Source organism: Pseudomonas flavocrustae (assembly GCF_029872515.1).
GTDB lineage: Bacteria > Pseudomonadota > Gammaproteobacteria > Pseudomonadales > Pseudomonadaceae > Chryseomonas > Chryseomonas aestiva.
Genome location: NZ_JAPDIQ010000014.1, coordinates 1 through 18,276, shown reverse-complemented (window position 1 = coordinate 18,276; position 18,276 = coordinate 1). Strand labels below are relative to the sequence as shown.

The 18,276-nt window shown below is 66.2% G+C and carries 14 protein-coding genes and 1 pseudogene; 6 read left to right on the top strand and 9 right to left on the bottom strand.

Features of this window, described 5'->3' with window-relative positions:
- Nucleotides 1–32: 32 nt before the first annotated feature.
- Nucleotides 33–1,388 (top strand): chloride channel protein, encoded by a 1,356-nt coding sequence (locus OMP44_RS22630; RefSeq protein WP_280311399.1) that lies wholly within the window; start codon nt 33–35, stop codon nt 1,386–1,388.
- Nucleotides 1,389–1,391: 3 nt separating this feature from the next.
- On the opposite strand, the pseudogene OMP44_RS22625 reads toward OMP44_RS22630, so the two are convergent.
- Nucleotides 1,392–2,139 (bottom strand): annotated as a pseudogene (locus OMP44_RS22625) (SDR family oxidoreductase).
- Between the two features lie 316 nt (nt 2,140–2,455).
- Between OMP44_RS22625 and OMP44_RS22620 the strand changes: the two are divergent.
- From OMP44_RS22620 to OMP44_RS22605, 4 genes are all read left to right on the top strand, one after another.
- Nucleotides 2,456–4,897, top strand: a complete 2,442-nt coding sequence (locus OMP44_RS22620; RefSeq protein WP_133862515.1) for a glycogen/starch/alpha-glucan phosphorylase — start codon at nt 2,456–2,458, stop codon at nt 4,895–4,897.
- Between the two features lie 262 nt (nt 4,898–5,159).
- A complete protein-coding gene (gene glgX, locus OMP44_RS22615) occupies nt 5,160–7,256 on the top strand; it encodes a glycogen debranching protein GlgX (protein WP_280311398.1) in 2,097 nt (698 codons plus the stop codon).
- 164 nt (nt 7,257–7,420) lie between these two features.
- A complete protein-coding gene (locus tag OMP44_RS22610; RefSeq protein WP_058792208.1) occupies nt 7,421–8,431 on the top strand; it encodes a class 1 fructose-bisphosphatase in 1,011 nt (336 codons plus the stop codon).
- A gap of 169 nt (nt 8,432–8,600) precedes the next feature.
- Entirely contained in the window at nt 8,601–9,206 is a 606-nt protein-coding gene (locus tag OMP44_RS22605; protein WP_187980150.1) for an outer membrane protein, read from the top strand.
- Nucleotides 9,207–9,239: 33 nt separating this feature from the next.
- Here the strand turns inward: OMP44_RS22605 and copD are convergent, their stop codons facing one another.
- The 8 genes from copD to OMP44_RS22565 all read right to left on the bottom strand — a co-directional run bounded on the left by copD (nt 9,240) and on the right by OMP44_RS22565 (nt 17,502).
- The gene (gene copD, locus OMP44_RS22600; protein WP_280311397.1) at nt 9,240–10,136 is read right to left on the bottom strand and encodes a copper homeostasis membrane protein CopD; all 897 of its coding nucleotides are present in this window, start codon (nt 10,134–10,136) and stop codon (nt 9,240–9,242) included.
- Nucleotides 10,137–10,138: 2 nt separating this feature from the next.
- Nucleotides 10,139–10,510: a copper homeostasis periplasmic binding protein CopC gene (copC, locus tag OMP44_RS22595; RefSeq protein ID WP_133862510.1), complete on the bottom strand. Its 372-nt coding sequence runs from the start codon at nt 10,508–10,510 to the stop codon at nt 10,139–10,141.
- 33 nt (nt 10,511–10,543) lie between these two features.
- On the bottom strand, nt 10,544–12,334 hold the full coding sequence (locus OMP44_RS22590; protein WP_280311396.1) for a SulP family inorganic anion transporter: 1,791 nt from the start codon (nt 12,332–12,334) through the stop codon (nt 10,544–10,546).
- Between the two features lie 209 nt (nt 12,335–12,543).
- Nucleotides 12,544–13,755, bottom strand: a complete 1,212-nt coding sequence (locus tag OMP44_RS22585) for an ammonium transporter (protein ID WP_280311437.1) — start codon at nt 13,753–13,755, stop codon at nt 12,544–12,546.
- A gap of 195 nt (nt 13,756–13,950) precedes the next feature.
- Nucleotides 13,951–14,535, bottom strand: a complete 585-nt coding sequence (locus OMP44_RS22580; protein ID WP_273861859.1) for an IMPACT family protein — start codon at nt 14,533–14,535, stop codon at nt 13,951–13,953.
- A complete protein-coding gene (locus OMP44_RS22575; RefSeq protein ID WP_187980146.1) occupies nt 14,532–15,188 on the bottom strand; it encodes a TetR/AcrR family transcriptional regulator in 657 nt (218 codons plus the stop codon). The genes OMP44_RS22580 and OMP44_RS22575 overlap by 4 nt, the downstream gene beginning before the upstream one ends.
- A gap of 70 nt (nt 15,189–15,258) precedes the next feature.
- Nucleotides 15,259–16,635: a uracil-xanthine permease family protein gene (locus OMP44_RS22570; protein ID WP_280311395.1), complete on the bottom strand. Its 1,377-nt coding sequence runs from the start codon at nt 16,633–16,635 to the stop codon at nt 15,259–15,261.
- A 69-nt stretch (nt 16,636–16,704) separates the two neighbouring features.
- Nucleotides 16,705–17,502, bottom strand: coding sequence for an outer membrane protein OmpK (locus tag OMP44_RS22565; RefSeq protein WP_273861861.1), 798 nt, complete (start codon nt 17,500–17,502; stop codon nt 16,705–16,707).
- A gap of 270 nt (nt 17,503–17,772) precedes the next feature.
- Here OMP44_RS22565 and OMP44_RS22560 point away from each other — a divergent pair, with 270 nt between their 5' ends.
- On the top strand, nt 17,773–18,150 hold the full coding sequence (locus OMP44_RS22560; RefSeq protein WP_017640656.1) for a hypothetical protein: 378 nt from the start codon (nt 17,773–17,775) through the stop codon (nt 18,148–18,150).
- Nucleotides 18,151–18,276 lie beyond the last annotated feature (126 nt).

Here is an 18,276-nt window from a genome sequence, read left to right as displayed (position 1 = left end):
GGAGGCTCTCGCTTCCTGGTGTCCTCTTCTCCATGTCCGATCCCGTCTTTCCCGATACCGATCCCGAAGTCGCCGCCCGGCGTCGGCTGCATCTGCTGCGCCATCGCCGGCGCCGTCGGCTGCGCGAGTGGCGCCAGCGCATCGCCTTCTGGGTCGGCGCGGTGCTGGTAGGGCTGGCCGGTCTGGCCTTCGCCTGGCTGGCCGATGCCTCCTTCGGCCTCTTCCAGAAAATGCTACGGCACAGTGCGATCTGGCCCTGGCTGGTGACGCCGCTCGGCTTCGCCGGACTGGTCTGGTTGACGCAAGGCGTGTTGCGCGATGCCCGTGGCAGTGGCATTCCCCAGGTCATCGCCACCCTCGAAAGACCCGAAGCGGATCTGCGTGCCCGGCTGCTGGCGCCACCCATCGCCCTGGCCAAGCTGCTGCTCACCGCCGGCGCCCTGCTGGTGGGCGGCTCGGTGGGCCGCGAAGGACCTACGGTACACGTGGGCGCCGCGCTGCTCTATGGCTTCGGCAAGCGCCTCGGCCTGCATGGCCGCCGCACCCTGTCCGGACTCATCCTCGCCGGCGGTGCCGCCGGGATCGCCGCCGCCTTCAACACGCCCCTGGGCGGGGTGGTCTTCGCCATCGAGGAACTGACCCACACCTTCGAGCAGCGCTTCAGCGGCCTGGTGCTGACCGCCGTGCTGCTCGGCGGCATCGTCACCCTGGGCATCGTCGGCCCCTACAGCTATCTCGGCGCCCTGGATCTGCACCTGACCTGGGGCCTGGGCTGGATCGGCGTGGCAGTGATCGGCGTCGTCGGCGGACTGCTGGGCGGTTGCTACGGCCGCCTGGTGCTGCCCACCGACCGGGGCTGGCTGGGGCGCCTGAACGCCCTGCGCGGGCGACGTCCGGTGGCTTTCGCCGCCGGCTGCGGACTGGTGCTGGCGGCGCTGGGGTTGCTTTCCGGCCAGCATGTGTTCGGCACCGGCTATGCCGAGACCCATGCCATCCTGGCCGGCGAGCCGGTGACCGGGGGCGACTTCCTGCTGTGGAAATTCCTCGCCAATGTCGTCTCCTACCTGGCCGGGGTGCCAGGTGGCCTGTTCTCGCCTTCCCTGGCGGTGGGGGCCGCGCTCGGCCCCTGGCTGGTCGACTGGCTGCCGGGCATCAGCCTGCCGCAATGCGCCCTGTTGGGCCTGGCCGCCTACCTTGCCGGCGTCACCCGTACCCCGCTGACCGCCACCGTCATCACCCTGGAGCTGGCCCACAGCCCGGACATGGCGCTGCCGGTGCTGGCGGCCTGTCTGCTGGCCGCCGCCGTCTCCGGCTGGCTGATGCCGGTGCCGCTCTACCATGCGCTGTCGCAGCAGGTGCTCAATGCCCTCACGCCCCGGCGCGACTAGGGCCTAGCGGCCGCCACCGATGTCCAGTAGCGCCCCGGTGGTGTAGGAAGCCTCGTCCGACAGCAGCCACAGGATGCCGGCAGCGATCTCCTCGGCCTCGCCCGCACGCCCTAGCGGGGTGCTCAGCCCAAGGCGCTCGGCGCGTCCCGGCTGGCCGCCGCTGGCATGGATGTCGGTAAGGGTCACGCCCGGCCGCACCGCATTGACCCGCACCCCATGCGGCCCGAGTTCCTTGGCCAGGCCGAGGGTCAGGGTATCCAGCGCCGCCTTGCTGGCGGCGTAGTCGACGTATTCGTTGGGCGAGCCCAGGCGGGCGGCGATGGAGGAGACATTGACGATGGCCCCCCCCGCGGCCGCCGCGTTCCCGCGACAGGTGACGGGCCGCTTCGCGCGCGCAGAGAAAGGCGCCATAGACGTTGACCTCGAACATCCGTCGCAGGCGCTCGGCGCTCATGTCCACCAATGGCTGGGAATGGTCGACGATCCCGGCATTGTTGACGAAGCCGTCCAGCCCGCCGAAGCGCGCCAGCGTGCGCTCGAACAGCGCCAGCACCTGGGCCTCGTCGGCCACGTCGCCGCGCAGTGCCAGGCCTTCCACGCCCAGACCCTCGATCTCGGCCAGGGTGGCCCGGGCCGCGGCCTCGTCCTGGCGATAGTTGAAGGCGACGTTCCAGCCGCGGCGAGCGGCGCCAAGGGCCGTGGCGCGGCCGATACCGCGACTTGCACCGGTGATGAGCAGGGTCTTGCGCATGATGAAAACCTCGGGCTAGAGAGCGGAGAGGGGAGACGGCTAACCGTCTGATGTGTCGAAAAAAGCTTGGACGTGCCCGACGTTTCGCCTAAAAGTAGGGTGAACGGCACGCGCCGCATTATCCGCGGCCACTTCGCGATCTGATTCCCAGGCTTGTCTGAAAGGTCACCGAGTGAAGGTGAGACAAGGCAAAAATCAGCGAGGAAGCGCAGTTTACGAGCGGTAAATGAGCATTCTGAGTTGATTTTCAACGCAGCATCACCGATGCGCAGGTACTTTTCAGACAAAGCTCAAGCGCTTGCAGAGGTCAATCCTGATGACAAGACCCCGCTTCATCTCGCCCAACGAAGTTTCCGCGCTCCGTACCAACATCCTCTCCAAGCTCACCTACGCCGTCGGCAAGGACCCCGACAACGCCCTCGACCACGACTGGTTCCAGGCCACCGCCCTGGCCGCCCGTGACTACATCGTCGACCGCTGGATGAGTCGCACGCGCGACGCCTATCGCACCGGCCAGAAGCGGGTCTACTACCTTTCACTGGAATTCCTCATCGGTCGCTTGCTGATCGACAGCCTGTCCAACCTCGGCATCCTCGAAGAGACCCGCCGTGCCCTGGCCGACCTCGGCGTCGACCTGGAGCGCATCCGCGGGCTGGAGCCGGACGCCGCCCTGGGTAACGGCGGTCTCGGCCGGCTGGCCGCCTGCTTCATGGAAAGCATGGCCACCCTGGGCATCGCCAGCCATGGCTATGGCATCCGTTACGAGCATGGTTTGTTCCGCCAGGTGATCGCCGATGGCTTCCAGCTGGAGCAGCCGGAGAACTGGCTGGATTTCGGCAACCCCTGGGAGTTCGAACGGGCCGAGGTGGTGTACGAGATCGGTTTCGGCGGTCACGTCGCGCCCTACGGCGAAGGCGATCCGCGCCGCCAGGTGTGGACGCCCGGCGAACGCATCCGTGCGGTGGCCTATGACACCCCGGTGATCGGCTGGGGCGGGGAGGGCGCCAACACCCTGAGACTCTGGCGCGCCCGACCGCTGGAGATCCTCCACCTGGAAACCTTCAACGCCGGCGACCATGTCGGCGCCGTGGCCAACGAGGCGCGCGCCGAGAGCATCTCGCGGGTGCTCTATCCGGCCGACAGCAGCGAAGCCGGCCAGGAACTGCGCCTGCGCCAGGAGTACTTCTTCGTCGCCGCCTCGCTGGCCGACCTGACCCGCCGTCATCTCAAGCAGCACAACGACTTGCTCAGCCTGCCCGAGCACGTGTCCATCCAGCTCAACGACACCCACCCGGCCATTGCCGTGGCCGAGCTGATGCGGCTGCTGGTGGACGTCCACGGCATTCCCTGGGACGCCGCCTGGAGCACCACCGTCGGCACCCTCAGCTACACCAACCACACCCTGCTGCCCGAGGCGCTGGAGACCTGGCCGGTGCAGCTGATGGAGCGCCTGCTGCCGCGGCACATGCAGATCATCTACCTGATCAATGCGCAGTTCCTCGACTCCCTGCGCGCCCGCGGCGAGACCGATGGCGCCATGATCTCCTATGTCTCCCTGATCGACGAAAGCCAGGGTCGCCGGGTGCGCATGGGCAACCTGGCCTTCCTCGGCTCGCACAGCACCAATGGCGTGTCGGGACTGCACACCGACCTGATGCGCAAGACGGTCTTCCGCTCGCTGCACCGACTCTATCCGGATCGCATCAACAACAAGACCAACGGCATCACCTTCCGCCGCTGGTTGCACCAGGCCAATCCGGCGCTCACCGACCTGCTGGTGGATACCCTGGGCCAGGGCGTGCTGCACGATCCGGAAAAGACCCTGCCGCAGCTCAAGCCCTATGCCAACGACAGCAACTTCCGCGAGCGCTTCGCCCTGCAGCGTCAACGCAACAAGGACACCTTCACCAGCCTGGTGAAACAGCGGATGGAGATCGATCTCGACCCCGCCGCGCTGTTCGACGTCCAGATCAAGCGCATCCACGAGTACAAGCGGCAGCTGATGAACCTGCTGCAGACCATCGCGCTGTATCAGGCCATCCGCGACAACCCCAACGGCGACTGGACGCCGCGGGTCAAGATCTTCGCCGGCAAGGCCGCCGCCAGCTATCACCAGGCCAAGCTGATCATCAAGCTGGCCAATGATGTGGCCAAGGTGGTCAACAACGATCCCCTGACCCGCGACCTGCTCAAGGTTGTCTTCCTGCCCAACTACAACGTCAGCCTGGCCGAGGTCATCATTCCGGCGGCGGACCTGTCCGAGCAGATCTCCACCGCCGGCATGGAAGCCTCGGGCACCAGCAACATGAAGTTCGGCCTCAATGGCGCCCTCACCATCGGCACCCTGGACGGCGCCAATGTGGAGATGTGCGAGCTGATCGGTGAGGAGCACATGTTCATCTTCGGCCTCAAGGCGGCCGAGGTGGAGGAGCGCCAGCGCAGCGGCGGCATCTCCTCGGACATCATCGAGAATTCGCCACGCCTGGCCCAGGTCCTGGCGGGTCTGCGCGGTGGCCAGTTCTCCCCCGAGGATCCGGCTCGCTACAACAGCCTGCTCGACGTGCTTACCTGGCACGACCGCTTCCTGGTCTGCGCCGACTTCGATGCCTACTGGGACGCCCAGCGCCAGGTTGAAATGCGCTGGCAGCAGCCGGACAAATGGTGGCAATCGGCGGTGATCAACACCTCCAGCATGGGCTGGTTCTCCTCCGACCGCACCATCCGCGAATACGCCACGGAGATCTGGAAGGCGCTGTAGTCGTTATAGGGTCTATCGCGGCCATGGCGGTCCGCCGCTGCGGCCGCTCCTACAGGCCATCCGTAGGAGCGGCCCATGGCCGCGATAAGGGCCACGACAGAGCCGGCGCCCAGGCAGGATGTGCTGGGCTTCGCTACGCTCAACCCAGCCTACGGCGGCTGGCCATGGCCACGATCAGCCACTCCCCGACTGAGAACCCCTGCCTTCCACGACGTCTACATCCTTGCAGTATCCGCCCCGCAAGCCCGTCACCGGAGTCCCCATGCCCCGCACCTCTACCCGCCTCGAAGCGGGCAATCCTGCCCATTACGGTGCCACCCTCGTCGACGGCGGGATCAACTTCGCCGTCTGGTCGCCGGCCGCCGAAGCGGTCGAACTCTGCCTCTATGACGCCAAGGGCGAGGCCGAGACCCAGCGCCTGGCCTTTCGCGAGCACGAGGGCGGCGTCTGGCACGGTTTTCTGCCCGGCGCCAAGCCGGGGCTGAGATATGGGTTGCGCGCCCGAGGCGCCTATCGTCCCCGGGACGGTCTCAGATTCAATGCCAACAAACTGCTGGTGGACCCCTGGGCCCTGGCGGTGGACCGGCCCTTCCAGCTGCACCCCAGCACCTATGGCTTTCATCCCGAAGACCCCAGCCGCCCGGACGAGCGCGACAGCAGCGCCCATGTTCCCAAGGCCATCGTCCTGCCTTCGCTCGACGCCCTGACGCCCGCGCCCAAGCGACGCGATGCCGGGCTGATCTACGAATTGCACGTCCGCGGCCAGACCCGGCTGCATCCGAAGGTCCCGGCCCGCCAGCGCGGCACCCTGGCAGCGCTGCGGCATCCCGCGCTGATCGAGCACTGGCAGCGCCTCGGCGTCACCACCCTGGAGCTACTGCCCATCGCCGCCTGGGCCGACGACCGCCATCTGCCGGCCCTGGGCCTGGCCAACTACTGGGGCTACAACCCGGTGCTCATGGCCGCCGTCGATCCGCGCCTGGCCGGGCACGAGGCCCTGGACGAATTGCGCGAGACGGTAGCCACCCTGCAGGCCGCCGGCTTCGAGGTGCTGCTCGACGTGGTCTTCAACCATACCGGCGAAGGCGATGAACTCGGCCCCACCTTCAATCTGCGCGGCCTGGACAATGCCGGCTACTACCGCCTGCAGCCGGACGATCCGGCGCGTTATATCAACGACATGGGCTGCGGCAACTGCCTGGCCCTGTACAGCCCGCCAGCGCTGCGCCTGACCCTGGACAGCCTCCGGCACTGGGTCACCACCGCCGGCGTCGACGGCTTCCGCTTCGACCTGGCACCGGCGCTGGGTCGCCTGGAAAGCGGCTTTGATCGTGACGCACCGCTGCTCCAGGCCCTGGCCCAGGATCCGCTCCTGCGCCAGGTGCGGCTGGTGGCCGAGCCCTGGGACATCGGTCCCGGCGGTCATCAGGTCGGCGCCTTCCGCGCGCCCTGGCAGGAATGGAACGACGCCTTCCGCGACGACGTCCGCCGCTTCTGGCGCGGTGACGAGGGGCTGCGTGGCGCCCTGGCCACCCGCCTGGCCGGTAGCGCCGATCTCTTCGGCGCGGGCGATCGCCTGCTGCGCACCAGCGTCAACTTCATCACCGCCCACGACGGCTTCACCCTCGCCGACCTGGTCAGCTACGCCAAGAAGCACAATGAAGCCAACGGCGAGGGCAATCGCGACGGCACCACCGACAACAAGAGCTGGAACAACGGCGTCGAAGGCCCGAGCGCCGATCCGGCCATCCAGGAGGCCCGCGCCGCCGACCAGCGCGCCCTGCTGGCGACCCTGATCCTCGCCGGTGGCGAACCCATGCTGACCGCCGGCGACGAATTCGGTCGCACCCAGCAGGGCAACAACAACGCCTATGTGCAGGACAACGAACTGTCCTGGCTGGATTGGCGGCAGGCCGGCAGCCCCGCCGGGCAACGGCAGAGCGCCTTCGTCGGTCGCCTCATGGCGCTACGCCAGGAATTGCCGGCCTTGCAGGCACAGCGGCTGCTGGGCCGCCCCGATTCCCGTGGTTGGGTGAGGATCGAATGGCTCGATGCCGATGGCGTGTCGATGGATGACGGTCGCTGGCAAGCCGGGGGCCGCTTGCCGCTTGCGCTCACCTTGGAATCCCTCGATGGCGAGGATCAGCCCGAGGCGGCGCGAATCTGGCTGGCCTTCCAGCCACGTCGGGAGGAGATCGAGCTGCGTCTGCCCCAGTCACGTGACGGACATCACTGGGTGATACAGCTGGACAGTCGCCGGCCTGAACTGGAACCCGGCTCGGCAGTCTATCCCAGCGCCGAAAACCTCCGTGTTGGCCGAGGCGTACTGCTGGCCGTGGAGACCCCGGACGCGCCCTAGGCGCCCGTTCCCGGTCGGCCGTCAGCGCTGATCGCTTTCTCACCTGGTCGAGGAAGCAGCAAATCGGCACTGGCTGGCAGACCCGGCCTGTCGGTCCGCTCTGCTTGAGACGGAGCTTGAGCTTTGGCGCTACACTCGCGCCCATCATTACAAGGAGCACCGCGATGTCCCGGATATCCCTCAGTCGTTACCTCATCGAGCAGACCCGCAGCCACAAGACCCCGGCCGACCTGCGCTTCCTCATCGAAGTCGTGGCCCGGGCGTGCAAGCGCATCAGCTACGAGGTGTCCAAGGGGGCGCTGGGTGGCGTGCTCGGCAGCATGGGCACCGAGAACGTCCAGGGCGAGGTGCAGAAGAAGCTGGACGTGCTGTCCAACGAGATCCTGCTGGAAGCCAACGAGTGGGGCGGCACCCTGGCCGGCATGGCCTCCGAGGAAATGGACCAGGTTCACCAGATCCCCGGTCACTACCCCAAGGGCGCCTACCTGCTGATGTTCGACCCGCTGGACGGCTCGTCCAACATCGACGTCAACGTTTCCGTCGGCACCATCTTCTCCATCCTGCGCAAGGACTTCGTCAGCAGCACCACCGGTGATGTGACCGAAGAAGCCTTCATGCAAAAGGGTACCGAGCAGGTCGCTGCCGGCTACGCCATCTACGGTCCCCAGACCATGCTGGTGCTGACCCTGGGCGACGGCGTCAAGGGCTTCACCCTGGATCGCGAGCTGGGCAGCTTCGTCCTGACCCACGAAGACATCACCATTCCCGAGTCCACCGCCGAATTCGCCATCAACATGTCCAACCAGCGTCACTGGGAAGCCCCGGTCAAGCGCTACGTGGACGAGCTGCTGGCCGGCAAGGAAGGCCCCCTGGGCAAGAACTACAACATGCGCTGGATCGCCTCCATGGTGGCCGACGTCCATCGCATCCTTACCCGCGGCGGCATCTTCATGTACCCCCGCGATGCCCGTGAACCCGAGAAGCCCGGCAAGCTGCGCCTGATGTACGAGGCCAACCCCATGTCCATGCTGGTCGAGCAGGCCGGTGGTGCCGCCACCAACGGTCACCAGCGCATCCTCGACGTCCAGCCCGATGGCCTGCACCAGCGGGTAGCGGTGTTCCTGGGCTCCAAGGAAGAAGTGCAACGCGTGACCGAGTACCACCGTCAGCGTTGATCGCCTTCAAGCCGGACCGCCTGCAACGGGCGGTCCGGTTCACTCCTCGCGTCGTGCCTCAGCGTTCAGCTCCGATTCAGTCCCCTTAATCCGCCGCTAATCCGCCGCCGCCGAAGATGGCCGCGCAGCCGGTCGGGCTGTATTCGCATCGTGTGAGGAGCTTTTCACCATGAACGCCCTGAAATCCCGTGTCGTCCTCTTCGGCCTGCTGGCCCTGGCCAGTCATCAGGTCTTTGCCGCCGATACCCAGAACTTCGCCGGCCTCACCTATGGCAAGAGCTACGACAACTTCAGCAACAGCCACGCCCTCGACCGCAACCTGAACAGCCCCGATACCGATGGTGCCATCGATGGCAGCAACACCTGGGGGCTGCGCCTCGGTCAGCAGAACGACACCGGTCGCTACTATGCCACCCTCGACCAGGCCAGCGGCAGCAGCGCTGGCCTCGGGCTCAAGCAGCAGGACCTGACCGGCAGCTACGATGCCTTCTATCCCCTGGGCAGCAATACCAAGCTGTTCGGTGGCGGGACCCTGGGCGTCGCCCGGGTCACCCAGGATGGTTCCAGTTTCGGCCACGACAGCGACCTCGGCTATGTGGCCGGGGTCCAGGCCGGCATCCTGCAGCAGGTCAACGAGCGCACCTCCCTGGAAGCCGGCTATCGCTACCTGCGCAGCAATGCCAAGCCCGATATCGACCAGGACGGCGCCAAGCTCGGCTCGAGCCAGCTCGACAGCAGCAAGGAAATCTACCTGGGCATGAACGTCTATTTCTGAGGCGTGCCGGGGCGCCAGCGGGCGCCCCGACTTTCAGCTGAAGGGATCCAGCCCCGCGAAGACCGCCACCAGCGCGACGGCGACCACCCCCAGGGCGATCTCCATGGCCGTGGCCTGGCGCAGCAGCTGCCATGCCTGCGGCCCCTGTCCCAATCGCGGCACCAGCAGATAACGATTGGCCAGGGCCAGGACGACCATCGTCGCCACCACCAGTACCTTGGCCAGCAGCAGAGCGGAGTAGGGCGTCAGCCGCAGCAGGCCGTCCGGCCCCAGGATCAGCAGGCTGTTGAGCGCGCCGCTGAGCAAGGCCAGCGCCACGCAGATCTGCCCGGGCAGCGAGTAGCCGCGCAGCAAGTGCTGGACGTCATCCCTCAGGTCCGGGGGCGGCTGCCCCAGGCACAGCAGCACCCCGGGCAGACTGCCCAGCCAGAGCCCCGTGGTGAGCAGATGCAGGGCCTGGTTCAGCTGGTGCGCCAGGCCTAACCCGGCCGCCGTCGCGGCGGCATGGCCACCCAGGGCCAGACTGGCCAGCAGCAGGCCGCTGAATCCCCATAGCCACCGACTGCCGTGAATCCCGGGTCCCACCAGCAGCCACAACGCCAGCAGCAGACCCAGTGGCAATTGCCAGCGCCAGCCATGGCCGGCCTCGGTGGCCAGATACAGCTGCCACAGCGGCAGGTTGAAGGCATCCGTCCAGCCCTCGCCCACCAGCGCGGCCTGCAGCGGCAACTGGCTCGATATCCCGAGCAGCAGCAGCGCGCCCAGCAGGCGGGCCGAGAGGCGGGCGCGTGCCAGTAGCCAGAGCCGCAAGCCGGGGCGACCCAAGCAGAGCGCCAGGGCCAGATAGCCCCAGGTCAGCAGCAGCGGCAGCAGCAGCAGGGTACGGGCGACGGGGCGCCAGGCATCGGGCGTCGCCAGTCCGCCGTCCATCCTTACTGGACGGTGAAGCGGTAATCGCCCTGGGTCTTGTGCCCGTCCTTGGCCAGTACGCGCCACTTCACCTGGTAGCGACCCGGTTCCAGCGGCGCATCCAGCGGCACGTCCAGGGTGCGCTCGTCGCGCCCGGAAATGACCTTGCCGGTAGTGATCGCCGTGCTGGCCTGGCCATCCTGACGTTGCAACAGCACCTGACTGAGAGACGCCTCGATCCCTTCGGAAAAGCTCAGACTCAATTGCTTCGGTGCCGCGCTGGTGCTGTCGGGGGCGGGCTCGGCGCTTTTGAGATGACCATGGGCCAGTGCCAGGCCGGGCAACAGCAGGGCGGTCAGGGCGAGGCGGCGAGCGAGACGCAGGGCAGCGGTCATGGAAATCTCCGGCGGCAGAAGGAAACCGCCAGCTTAGCAGTCCGTCCGGGTGGCGTCCGCGCCTGGCGCCTGCTCCGCCGCGCGCGCCGCGCATTCGACGAAGATGCGCGCGGTGCAGGTGCGGCAGACCTCCGGGTCCAGCCGCGGATAGATGCTGCGCAGGGCCTGATCCTTGGACGAGAAGACGTGGCCATCGCCCAGCTCCTTGAGAAACCCGGTCTTGGCGAACAGCTGCAGGACCGGCGTGCGGGGACGATGGAAATAGAGATCACCGCCCTGGGCCCGGCGCTCGCGCCACTCCCGCCGCCACAGGTCGTTACCCGCCAGGTCGATGAAATTCATGCTCTTGGTCATGAACAGGGCGTGCTTCTGGCCAGGCTGGGCACGGCGAAAGCCATCCAGCTGATCGCCGACATGGGGTACGGCGCCAAAGAACACCGAGCCTTCCACCCGCACCAGCTTGAGTTGCGGACACTCCTGCGCCGGCTGGCCCAGTTCGTCCAATGGGGTGAAGCGACGCTCGGGGGTACGGGGATCCGGCACCAGCGGGCGGATGGCGGGGTGCGAGGTGCGATAGAGATAGGCCACCAGGGACACCAGCGTGCCTAGCAGCACGGCGCGGTCCAGGGGAATGGTCAGGGTCGCCAGGAAGGTCACCCCGGCCACCAGGGCCTCGGTGCGGCTGACCCTCAGCACCTCGCGCCAGCGCCCCAGGTCCAGCAGGCCGCGCGCCACCAGCAGCAGGGTGGCGGCGATGGCCGCCAGTGGAATGGCGGCGATCAGGGCACCCCCGAAGGCTACCAGCGCCACCACCAGCAGGGCGGCGAACACTGCCGCCAGCGGCGTACGGGCCCCGGCTTCGAAATTGGGCATGGAGCGATTCAGCGAGCCGCAGGAGACATAGGCCGAGAAGCAGCCGCCGACCAGATTGGCCAGGCCCTGGCCGCGGAATTCGCGATTGACGTCCAGCCGCTGCCCGGAGCGCTGGGCCACCGCCTTGGCGATCGACAGCGACTGCCCCAGGGCCACCAGCGTCAGGGCCACGGCGATCCCGGAGAGATTGCCCAGGTCCTGCAGGGTGACGTCGGGCAGATGGAAGGGCGGCAGCGCCGAGGGGATCCGTCCGACCGTGGCGATCCCCTGGGCCGCGCCCGGCACGCTGCGCTCCAGGATCCAGGCGCTCAGGCAACCGGCCAGCAGGCCCAGCAGCATGGTCGGCCAGCGCGGGCGCAGCCGGCGCAGCAGCAGGGTGGCGAGCAGGGTCACCACACCGATGACCAGCGACGGCCAGTGGATCGCCAGCGGATGGGCGAGCACATAGCCGAGGACGCCGAAGGCCGAGGTGCCCAGTGGCGGCGACAACCCGAACAGGTCCTTGAGCGAATAAAGCCCGATCAGCACGGCCGCACCACTCATGAAGCCGAGCAGCACCGAAGGCGAGATGAAGTTGGCCACGGCGCCCAGGCGCAGGGCGCCCACCGTCAGTTGCAACAGACCGACCAGCAGGGTCACCGCCAGGGCCAGGTCGATGTAGGGGCCGGAGCCCGCCAGCGCCAGCGGCGACAGCGCTGCCAGCAGGGCCAGGGAGTTGGCATTGGTCGGACCGGTCACCACATGGCGACTGGAACCCGCCAGGGCGGCGACGATGCAGGGCACCACGGCGCCATAGACGCCATATTGCGGAGGCAGTCCGGCCAGGGTGGCGAAGGCCACGCCCTGGGGCAGCGCCAGGACCGCGCCCAGCAGACCCGCACCCAGGTCCGCCTTCAGGGTGGTGCGGTCCACCTCGCGGAGCCAGGGCAGCAGGGTCGAGAGGGCGGGCATGGGGCACTCCTGGAAAAAGGATCGCCCACTCTACCGATTACTGTTACTGGCCGGCTACCGGCTGCCCGCCATCCACGGTTGCCGCCACGACACCGCACGTGTTCATTTCTTCACCAGTCGCCGCCAGACCGGTCTCCGTGGCGTTCTCGTGACTTCATGCACGGGTTATCCACATTACTGTACACGCTGGCTGTGGGTAACCTGGGCCACTAGCCATCGTGGCTGTTGGCGGCGATGCGATGGATCGACAGATCGGCGCCCTGGTATTCCTCTTCCTGACTCAGCCGCAAGCCCAGCACGGCCTTGAGCAGCCCGTAGACGGCCAGTCCACCGAGCAGGGCGATCGCGATACCCAGGGCCGTGCCGGCCAGCTGCGCCAGCAGGCTTACCCCGCCCAGGCCACCCAGCGCCGTCTGGCCGAACAGACCGCAGGCGATGCCACCCCAGGCGCCGCAGAGGCCGTGCAATGGCCAGACGCCCAGCACATCGTCCAGCTTCCAGCGCGTCTGCACCGCGGTAAAGGCCCAGACGAACAGGGCGCCCGCCACCAGGCCTGTAGTCAGCGCGGCGATGGGATGCATCAGGTCGGAGCCGGCGCAGACGGCGACCAGTCCCGCCAGGGGACCGTTGTGCAGGAAGCCGGGATCGTTGCGCCCGAGCAGCAGGGCAGCCGCTGTCCCGCCGACCATGGCCATCAGCGAATTCAGCGCCACCAGTCCGCTGACACCCGCCAGGCTCTGGGCGCTCATGACGTTGAAGCCGAACCAGCCGACGATCAGGATCCAGGAGCCCAGCGCCAGGAAGGGAATGTTCGACGGCGGAAAGGCCACCAACCGGCCTTCGCGATAGCGACCCTGACGCGGCCCCAGCAGCATCACCGCCGCCAGGGCCAGCCAGCCACCCACCGCGTGCACCACCACCGAGCCGGCGAAGTCGTGAAAGCGCGCCCCGAACAGCGCTTCGAAGCTGTCCTGCAGCCCCAGGTTGTTGTTCCACATCAGGCCTTCGAAACAGGGATAGACGAAGGCCACGATTAGCGCCGTAGCGCACAGCTGCGGCACGAAGCGCGCCCGCTCGGCGATACCGCCGGAGATGATCGCCGGAATGGCCGCGGCGAAGGTCGCCAGGAAAAAGAACTTCACCAGTCCGTAGCCGCTGTCGGCGGTCAGCACCTGGGCCGGCGCGAAAAAGGTCACGCCATAGGCGATCCAGTAGCCGACGAAGAAGTACACCAGGGTGGAAATGGCGAAGTCGGCGAGGATCTTGGACAGGGCATTCACCTGGTTCTTGTGCCGCACGGTGCCGGCTTCGAGAAAGGCGAAGCCGGCGTGCATGGCCAGCACCATCACGGCGCCGAGCAGGAGAAAGAGGGTATTGGCACTGTGGACCAGGGTCGCCACGGTAGAAGGCAATTCGTTCATCAGGGCAGTCATCTGAAAGGGTTGCACCAAAAACATGCCTGACGGCTGCTTGATGCGCGCTTTTGGGGCGGGCTGCAGCTCTTGGCAGGTTCAGTCTTGCCGCCAGACAAGACACAACCCGGGTAGAGCACAGGAATGCGCCAGGGCGGTGCAAGTCGGAAAGGCATGCACCACTAGACAGCAAAGGTCGTGCCGCTAAAGCGAGCGTAGAACGATCCGACCACTGCTCAGATTGGTCAGCAAGGTCGCCACCTCGTCGCGACGCTGCGGTTCTACGGCGATCCGCAGGGCGATCTCCAGCGCCTGGTAGTCCTCTTCGAGCAGCACCACCGCCAGGGCGGCCAGGCGCGCCTTGATCAGCGGCCACTCCGCATAGGTACAGGCGAAGCCGTAGTCCTGCCGCACCACCAGCGGCTGCCTGTCCGCCTGCTGCAGGCAGCGCGCAGCGCAACCGCCATAGGCACGCACCAGTCCGCCGGTACCCAGCTTGATGCCGCCGTACCAGCGGATGACCACCACCACCACCTGGTCGCAATCCTGCCCCTCGATGGCAGCGAGGATGGGCCGGCCCGCGGTGCCGCCGGGCTCGCCGTCGTCATTGAAGCGGTATTGGTTGCCAAGCTTCCACGCCCAGCAGTTGTGGGTCGCGGTCGGTACGCTCACGCGCTCGATAAAGGTCATGGCCGCTTCCACCGTGGAAACGGGCGCGGCGAGGGCCAGAAAACGACTTTTGCGCACCTCTTCTTCAAAGGCGGCATCCCGGATCAGGGTGAAGGTCATGGCGCCTGGAGGCCCAGTCCCTTGAGGATGACATGGGTCAGGGTCCGCGCCGCTTCGTCGAAATCCTGCCGCGTCAGGCGGCTGCGTCCCGTCACCTGGCAGATCTGGCTGGCGAAGTCGGCATAGTGCTGGGTACTGCTCCACAGCAGAAAGATCAGGTGGACCGGATCCACCGGATCCATCTTGCCGGCCGCGATCCAGGCCTCGAACACCGCCGCCCGGCTGCGAAACCAGGTCTGGTAGTCCTGATCGAAGTATTCATACAGGCAGTGACCACCACCGATGATCTCCATGGCGAAGATCCGCGAGGCCAGCGGCTGGCGCCGCGAGAATTCCAGCTTGGCGCGGATGTAGCGGCTGAGGGCCTCGGCGGGGTCGTCTTCCACGGTCAGGTGGTTGAAGGTGCTGTCCCAGAGTTCGAGGATGTTGCCCAGCACCGCCATATAGAGGCCGAGCTTGTTGTTGAAGTAGTAGTGGAGATTGGCCTTGGGCAACCCGACGCGCTGGGCGATGGTGTTCATGCTGGTGCCCTTGAAGCCATGGCGGGCGAATTCTTCCTCCGCCGCGCTCAGGATCGACTCCTCATTCTTCTGCCGGATGCGTCCGGCCGGCTTGTCCTGGCCGGCGTGATGGGCGGGTACGAGAAGGGTCATGACAACGATAGGATCCAAAGGCGCGGCAGGCATCAATAGCGTACCCCCGGTCCCGGACACAAGGGCTCTTTTATGGGTGTGGCGCCGGCGAGCGGCATTCCGTCAGCGCTGCGCTGCGCTCTTCGGGCAGCAGCAGGTTGAGCAGGATGGCGGTGATGCCGCCGCTGGTGATCGCGGTATCGAACAGACTCTTCACCAGTGGCGGCAACTGATCCAGCAGTGTCGGCTGGCTGGCGACGCCGAGACCCACGCCAAGGGAAGTGGCGATGATCAGCAGGCTGCGGCGATCCAGCGTGCACTGCGCCAGCAGCCGTATTCCAGCCGCGGCGACACTGCCGAACAGCACCAGGGTCGCACCGCCCAGCACCGGCTTGGGAATCTGCTGCAGAACGGCGCCCAGGATGGGAAACAGGCCCAGCACCAGCAGGATGGCGCCTATCCAGTAGCCGACATGGCGGCTGGCCACGCCGGTCAGCTGGATCACCCCGTTGTTCTGCGCGAAGGTGGTGCTGGGAAAGGTATTGAAGGTGGCCGCGAGCAGGCAGGCGACGCCGTCACCCAGGACCCCGCCCCGCAACCGTCGCAGATAGCCGGGGCCTTCGATGGGTTGCCGCGAGATCAGGCAATTGGCGGTCAGGTCGCCCGTGGTCTCCAGGGTGCTGATCAGATAGATCAGCGCGACCGGCAAAAAGGCCGACCAGTCGAAGGCGAAGCCGAAACGAAAGGGGAGGGGGACGCTGATCAGGGGCAGATCCGGCAGCGCCTGGGGTTTCAGCAGGCCACAGCTCCAGGCGACCAGAGAGCCCACCAGCAATCCGATCATCACCGCCGACAGCCGCACCCAGGGTCGCCGTGACAGATTCAGGCCAATGATGACCACCAGGACCATGCCGCCGAGAGCCAGGTTGATCGGTGCGCCGAAGTTGGCGGCCTTTGCGCCCCCGCCGAGATCGGTGATGCCCACCCTGATCAGGCTGATGCCGATCAGGGTGATGACGATGCCGGTCACCAGCGGTGTGATCACTCGGCGCAACAGGCCCAGGCAGCGACTCAGGCCGATCTGGACGAAGGCGCCAAAGAAGCAGACGCCAAAGATCATCGCCAGGATGTCCTCCGGCGTCCCGCCGCGTTGCTTGACCAGCATCCCGGCTGCCAGCACCGCGGACAGAAAGGAGAAACTGGTGCCCTGCAGGCAGATCATGCCCGCCCCCAGTCCACCGGCACCGCGGGCCTGCAGAAAGGTGCCGACGCCCGACACCATCAGCCCCATGCTGATCAGATAGGGCAGGTGCTCGTGCAGACCCAGGGCCCCGGCAATGATCAGCGGTGGAGTAACGATCCCCACGAAGCTCGCCAGGACATGCTGCAGGGCAGCGCAAAAGGCAGCGAGCGGGGCGGGACGTTCGTCCAGGCCATAGAGCAGATCATCGTGTACGGGACTGGGCATGGTGATTACCTCGCAGTGGTGCGGCGGGCCGGGAAGGCGGCTACAGCACCGAAAGTGGGTCTGGCCGGACTAGAACTGATACTTCACCAGGAAGCTGAAAACGCTCTGGTCGGTACGGAATCCCTCGCTGTCCTTGATGCCGTACTTGTCCGACCAGTAGTCGTACTCGGTACCCACATAAAGGTGCTTGGCCTCATAACCCATGGCCTTGCCCAGGTCGTACTTGACCTGTGGATTGAAGTGCAGGTTGGCGTGGTAGCTACCCTTGTTGTTCATCACCCAGTCCAGGTAGCCATCGATGAGCAGATCCGAATTGCCCAGGGGCAGGGTATAGGCCCATACCGGCGTGAGCTGCCAGGCACCCGAGGGCGCATTGCCGCCATCCGGCTTGCGGTAGTAAAGGTTCAGCTGGAAGTAGTCGAAGCCCGGCACCTTGAGGTCGAAACCCGGACCGACCAAGTAGTTGCGCTGATCACGGCCGGCGCCCTCGCCATCGTTCTGGTCGTATTCCAGTGTGGTGGCGAGCAGCACATCGGTGATCGGGCCAAAGGAAAGATCCCGGCCGGACAGCTTGCCAAAGGACAGTCTTGGACTGAGTTCGCCGTAGAAGCCCTGATGGCCGTCGCTGGCATTGGTCGCGCCGTTGAACCAGATGCTGTCGACGAAGAGGAAGAGATCGCCCCACGTCCAGCTGCTGGCATGCTCGAAGGTGACGGTCTGCTGGATACGGGGATCGACCCGGAAATCCTTGCCATATAGATAGGTGAGGCTTTCACCATGCCACAGCAGTGGACTGTCTGCGGCGTTGGCGACACCGGCTGCGAGCAGGCTGGTGGTCAGCAGCGCGGTGGTTAGGGTCTTGCGCATGTAGGCTCCTGGAAGTGCTTTTTCGTTGTGTGTTGCGTCCGCCGTGCTCAGCAAGATCGACGCCAAACCCAAACGGGCGGAGAAAAATAGTTATTTTTCAACGCCTTGTATAAGGCTTCCGGGAAATTTCAGCTATTTGGCGGGGCACCAAACCTGACCACTTGCTCAGTTTTCGTGCCCTGAAGCGACGCCTGACGCGGCTCTGCTGCGAAACAGCACACGGGGGCCTGCGCAGTGCTAAGGTGCTTGTCGACCCCGCAGGAGATAGTCATGAAGTTGCTTATCGGTGTGCTGACGGCCTTGCTCTGCAGCTCTTTCGCCTCGGCTCAGGTCCCCCAGGGCGGGACGGGGCAGCCGGGCATCCTCATGATCACCCGGGGCGATGCCTATTCCGGATCAGGATGCGATATAGGTCTGGTGATCCAGGGGCGACTGGCCGGTACCCTCATGGCGGGCCAGAGTGCTTCCTTCAATCTGCCGCCTGGCGAAATCGCCGTGAGTCTTACCTCTTCCGGTCCGGGTGGTTGCGCAGCACCCATGGCGAGCAGCATCTCCCAGTCCATTCTGCTGACTCCTGGCGAGATCAAGCAGTACCGGATCATCGCGACCGAAGCGGGTTATCGCCTGGCGCCCATCCCGCTTTATTGAAGTTTCTTGAAATAACCTGTTGACCTGTCCTGAAACTCCCCTATAATGCGCCCCACTTCCGGCGCAGACGCTGAAGCGGCTTGAAAATCAAGCACTTAGGTCTGAGCCGGGCGAGGGGTCCACGGA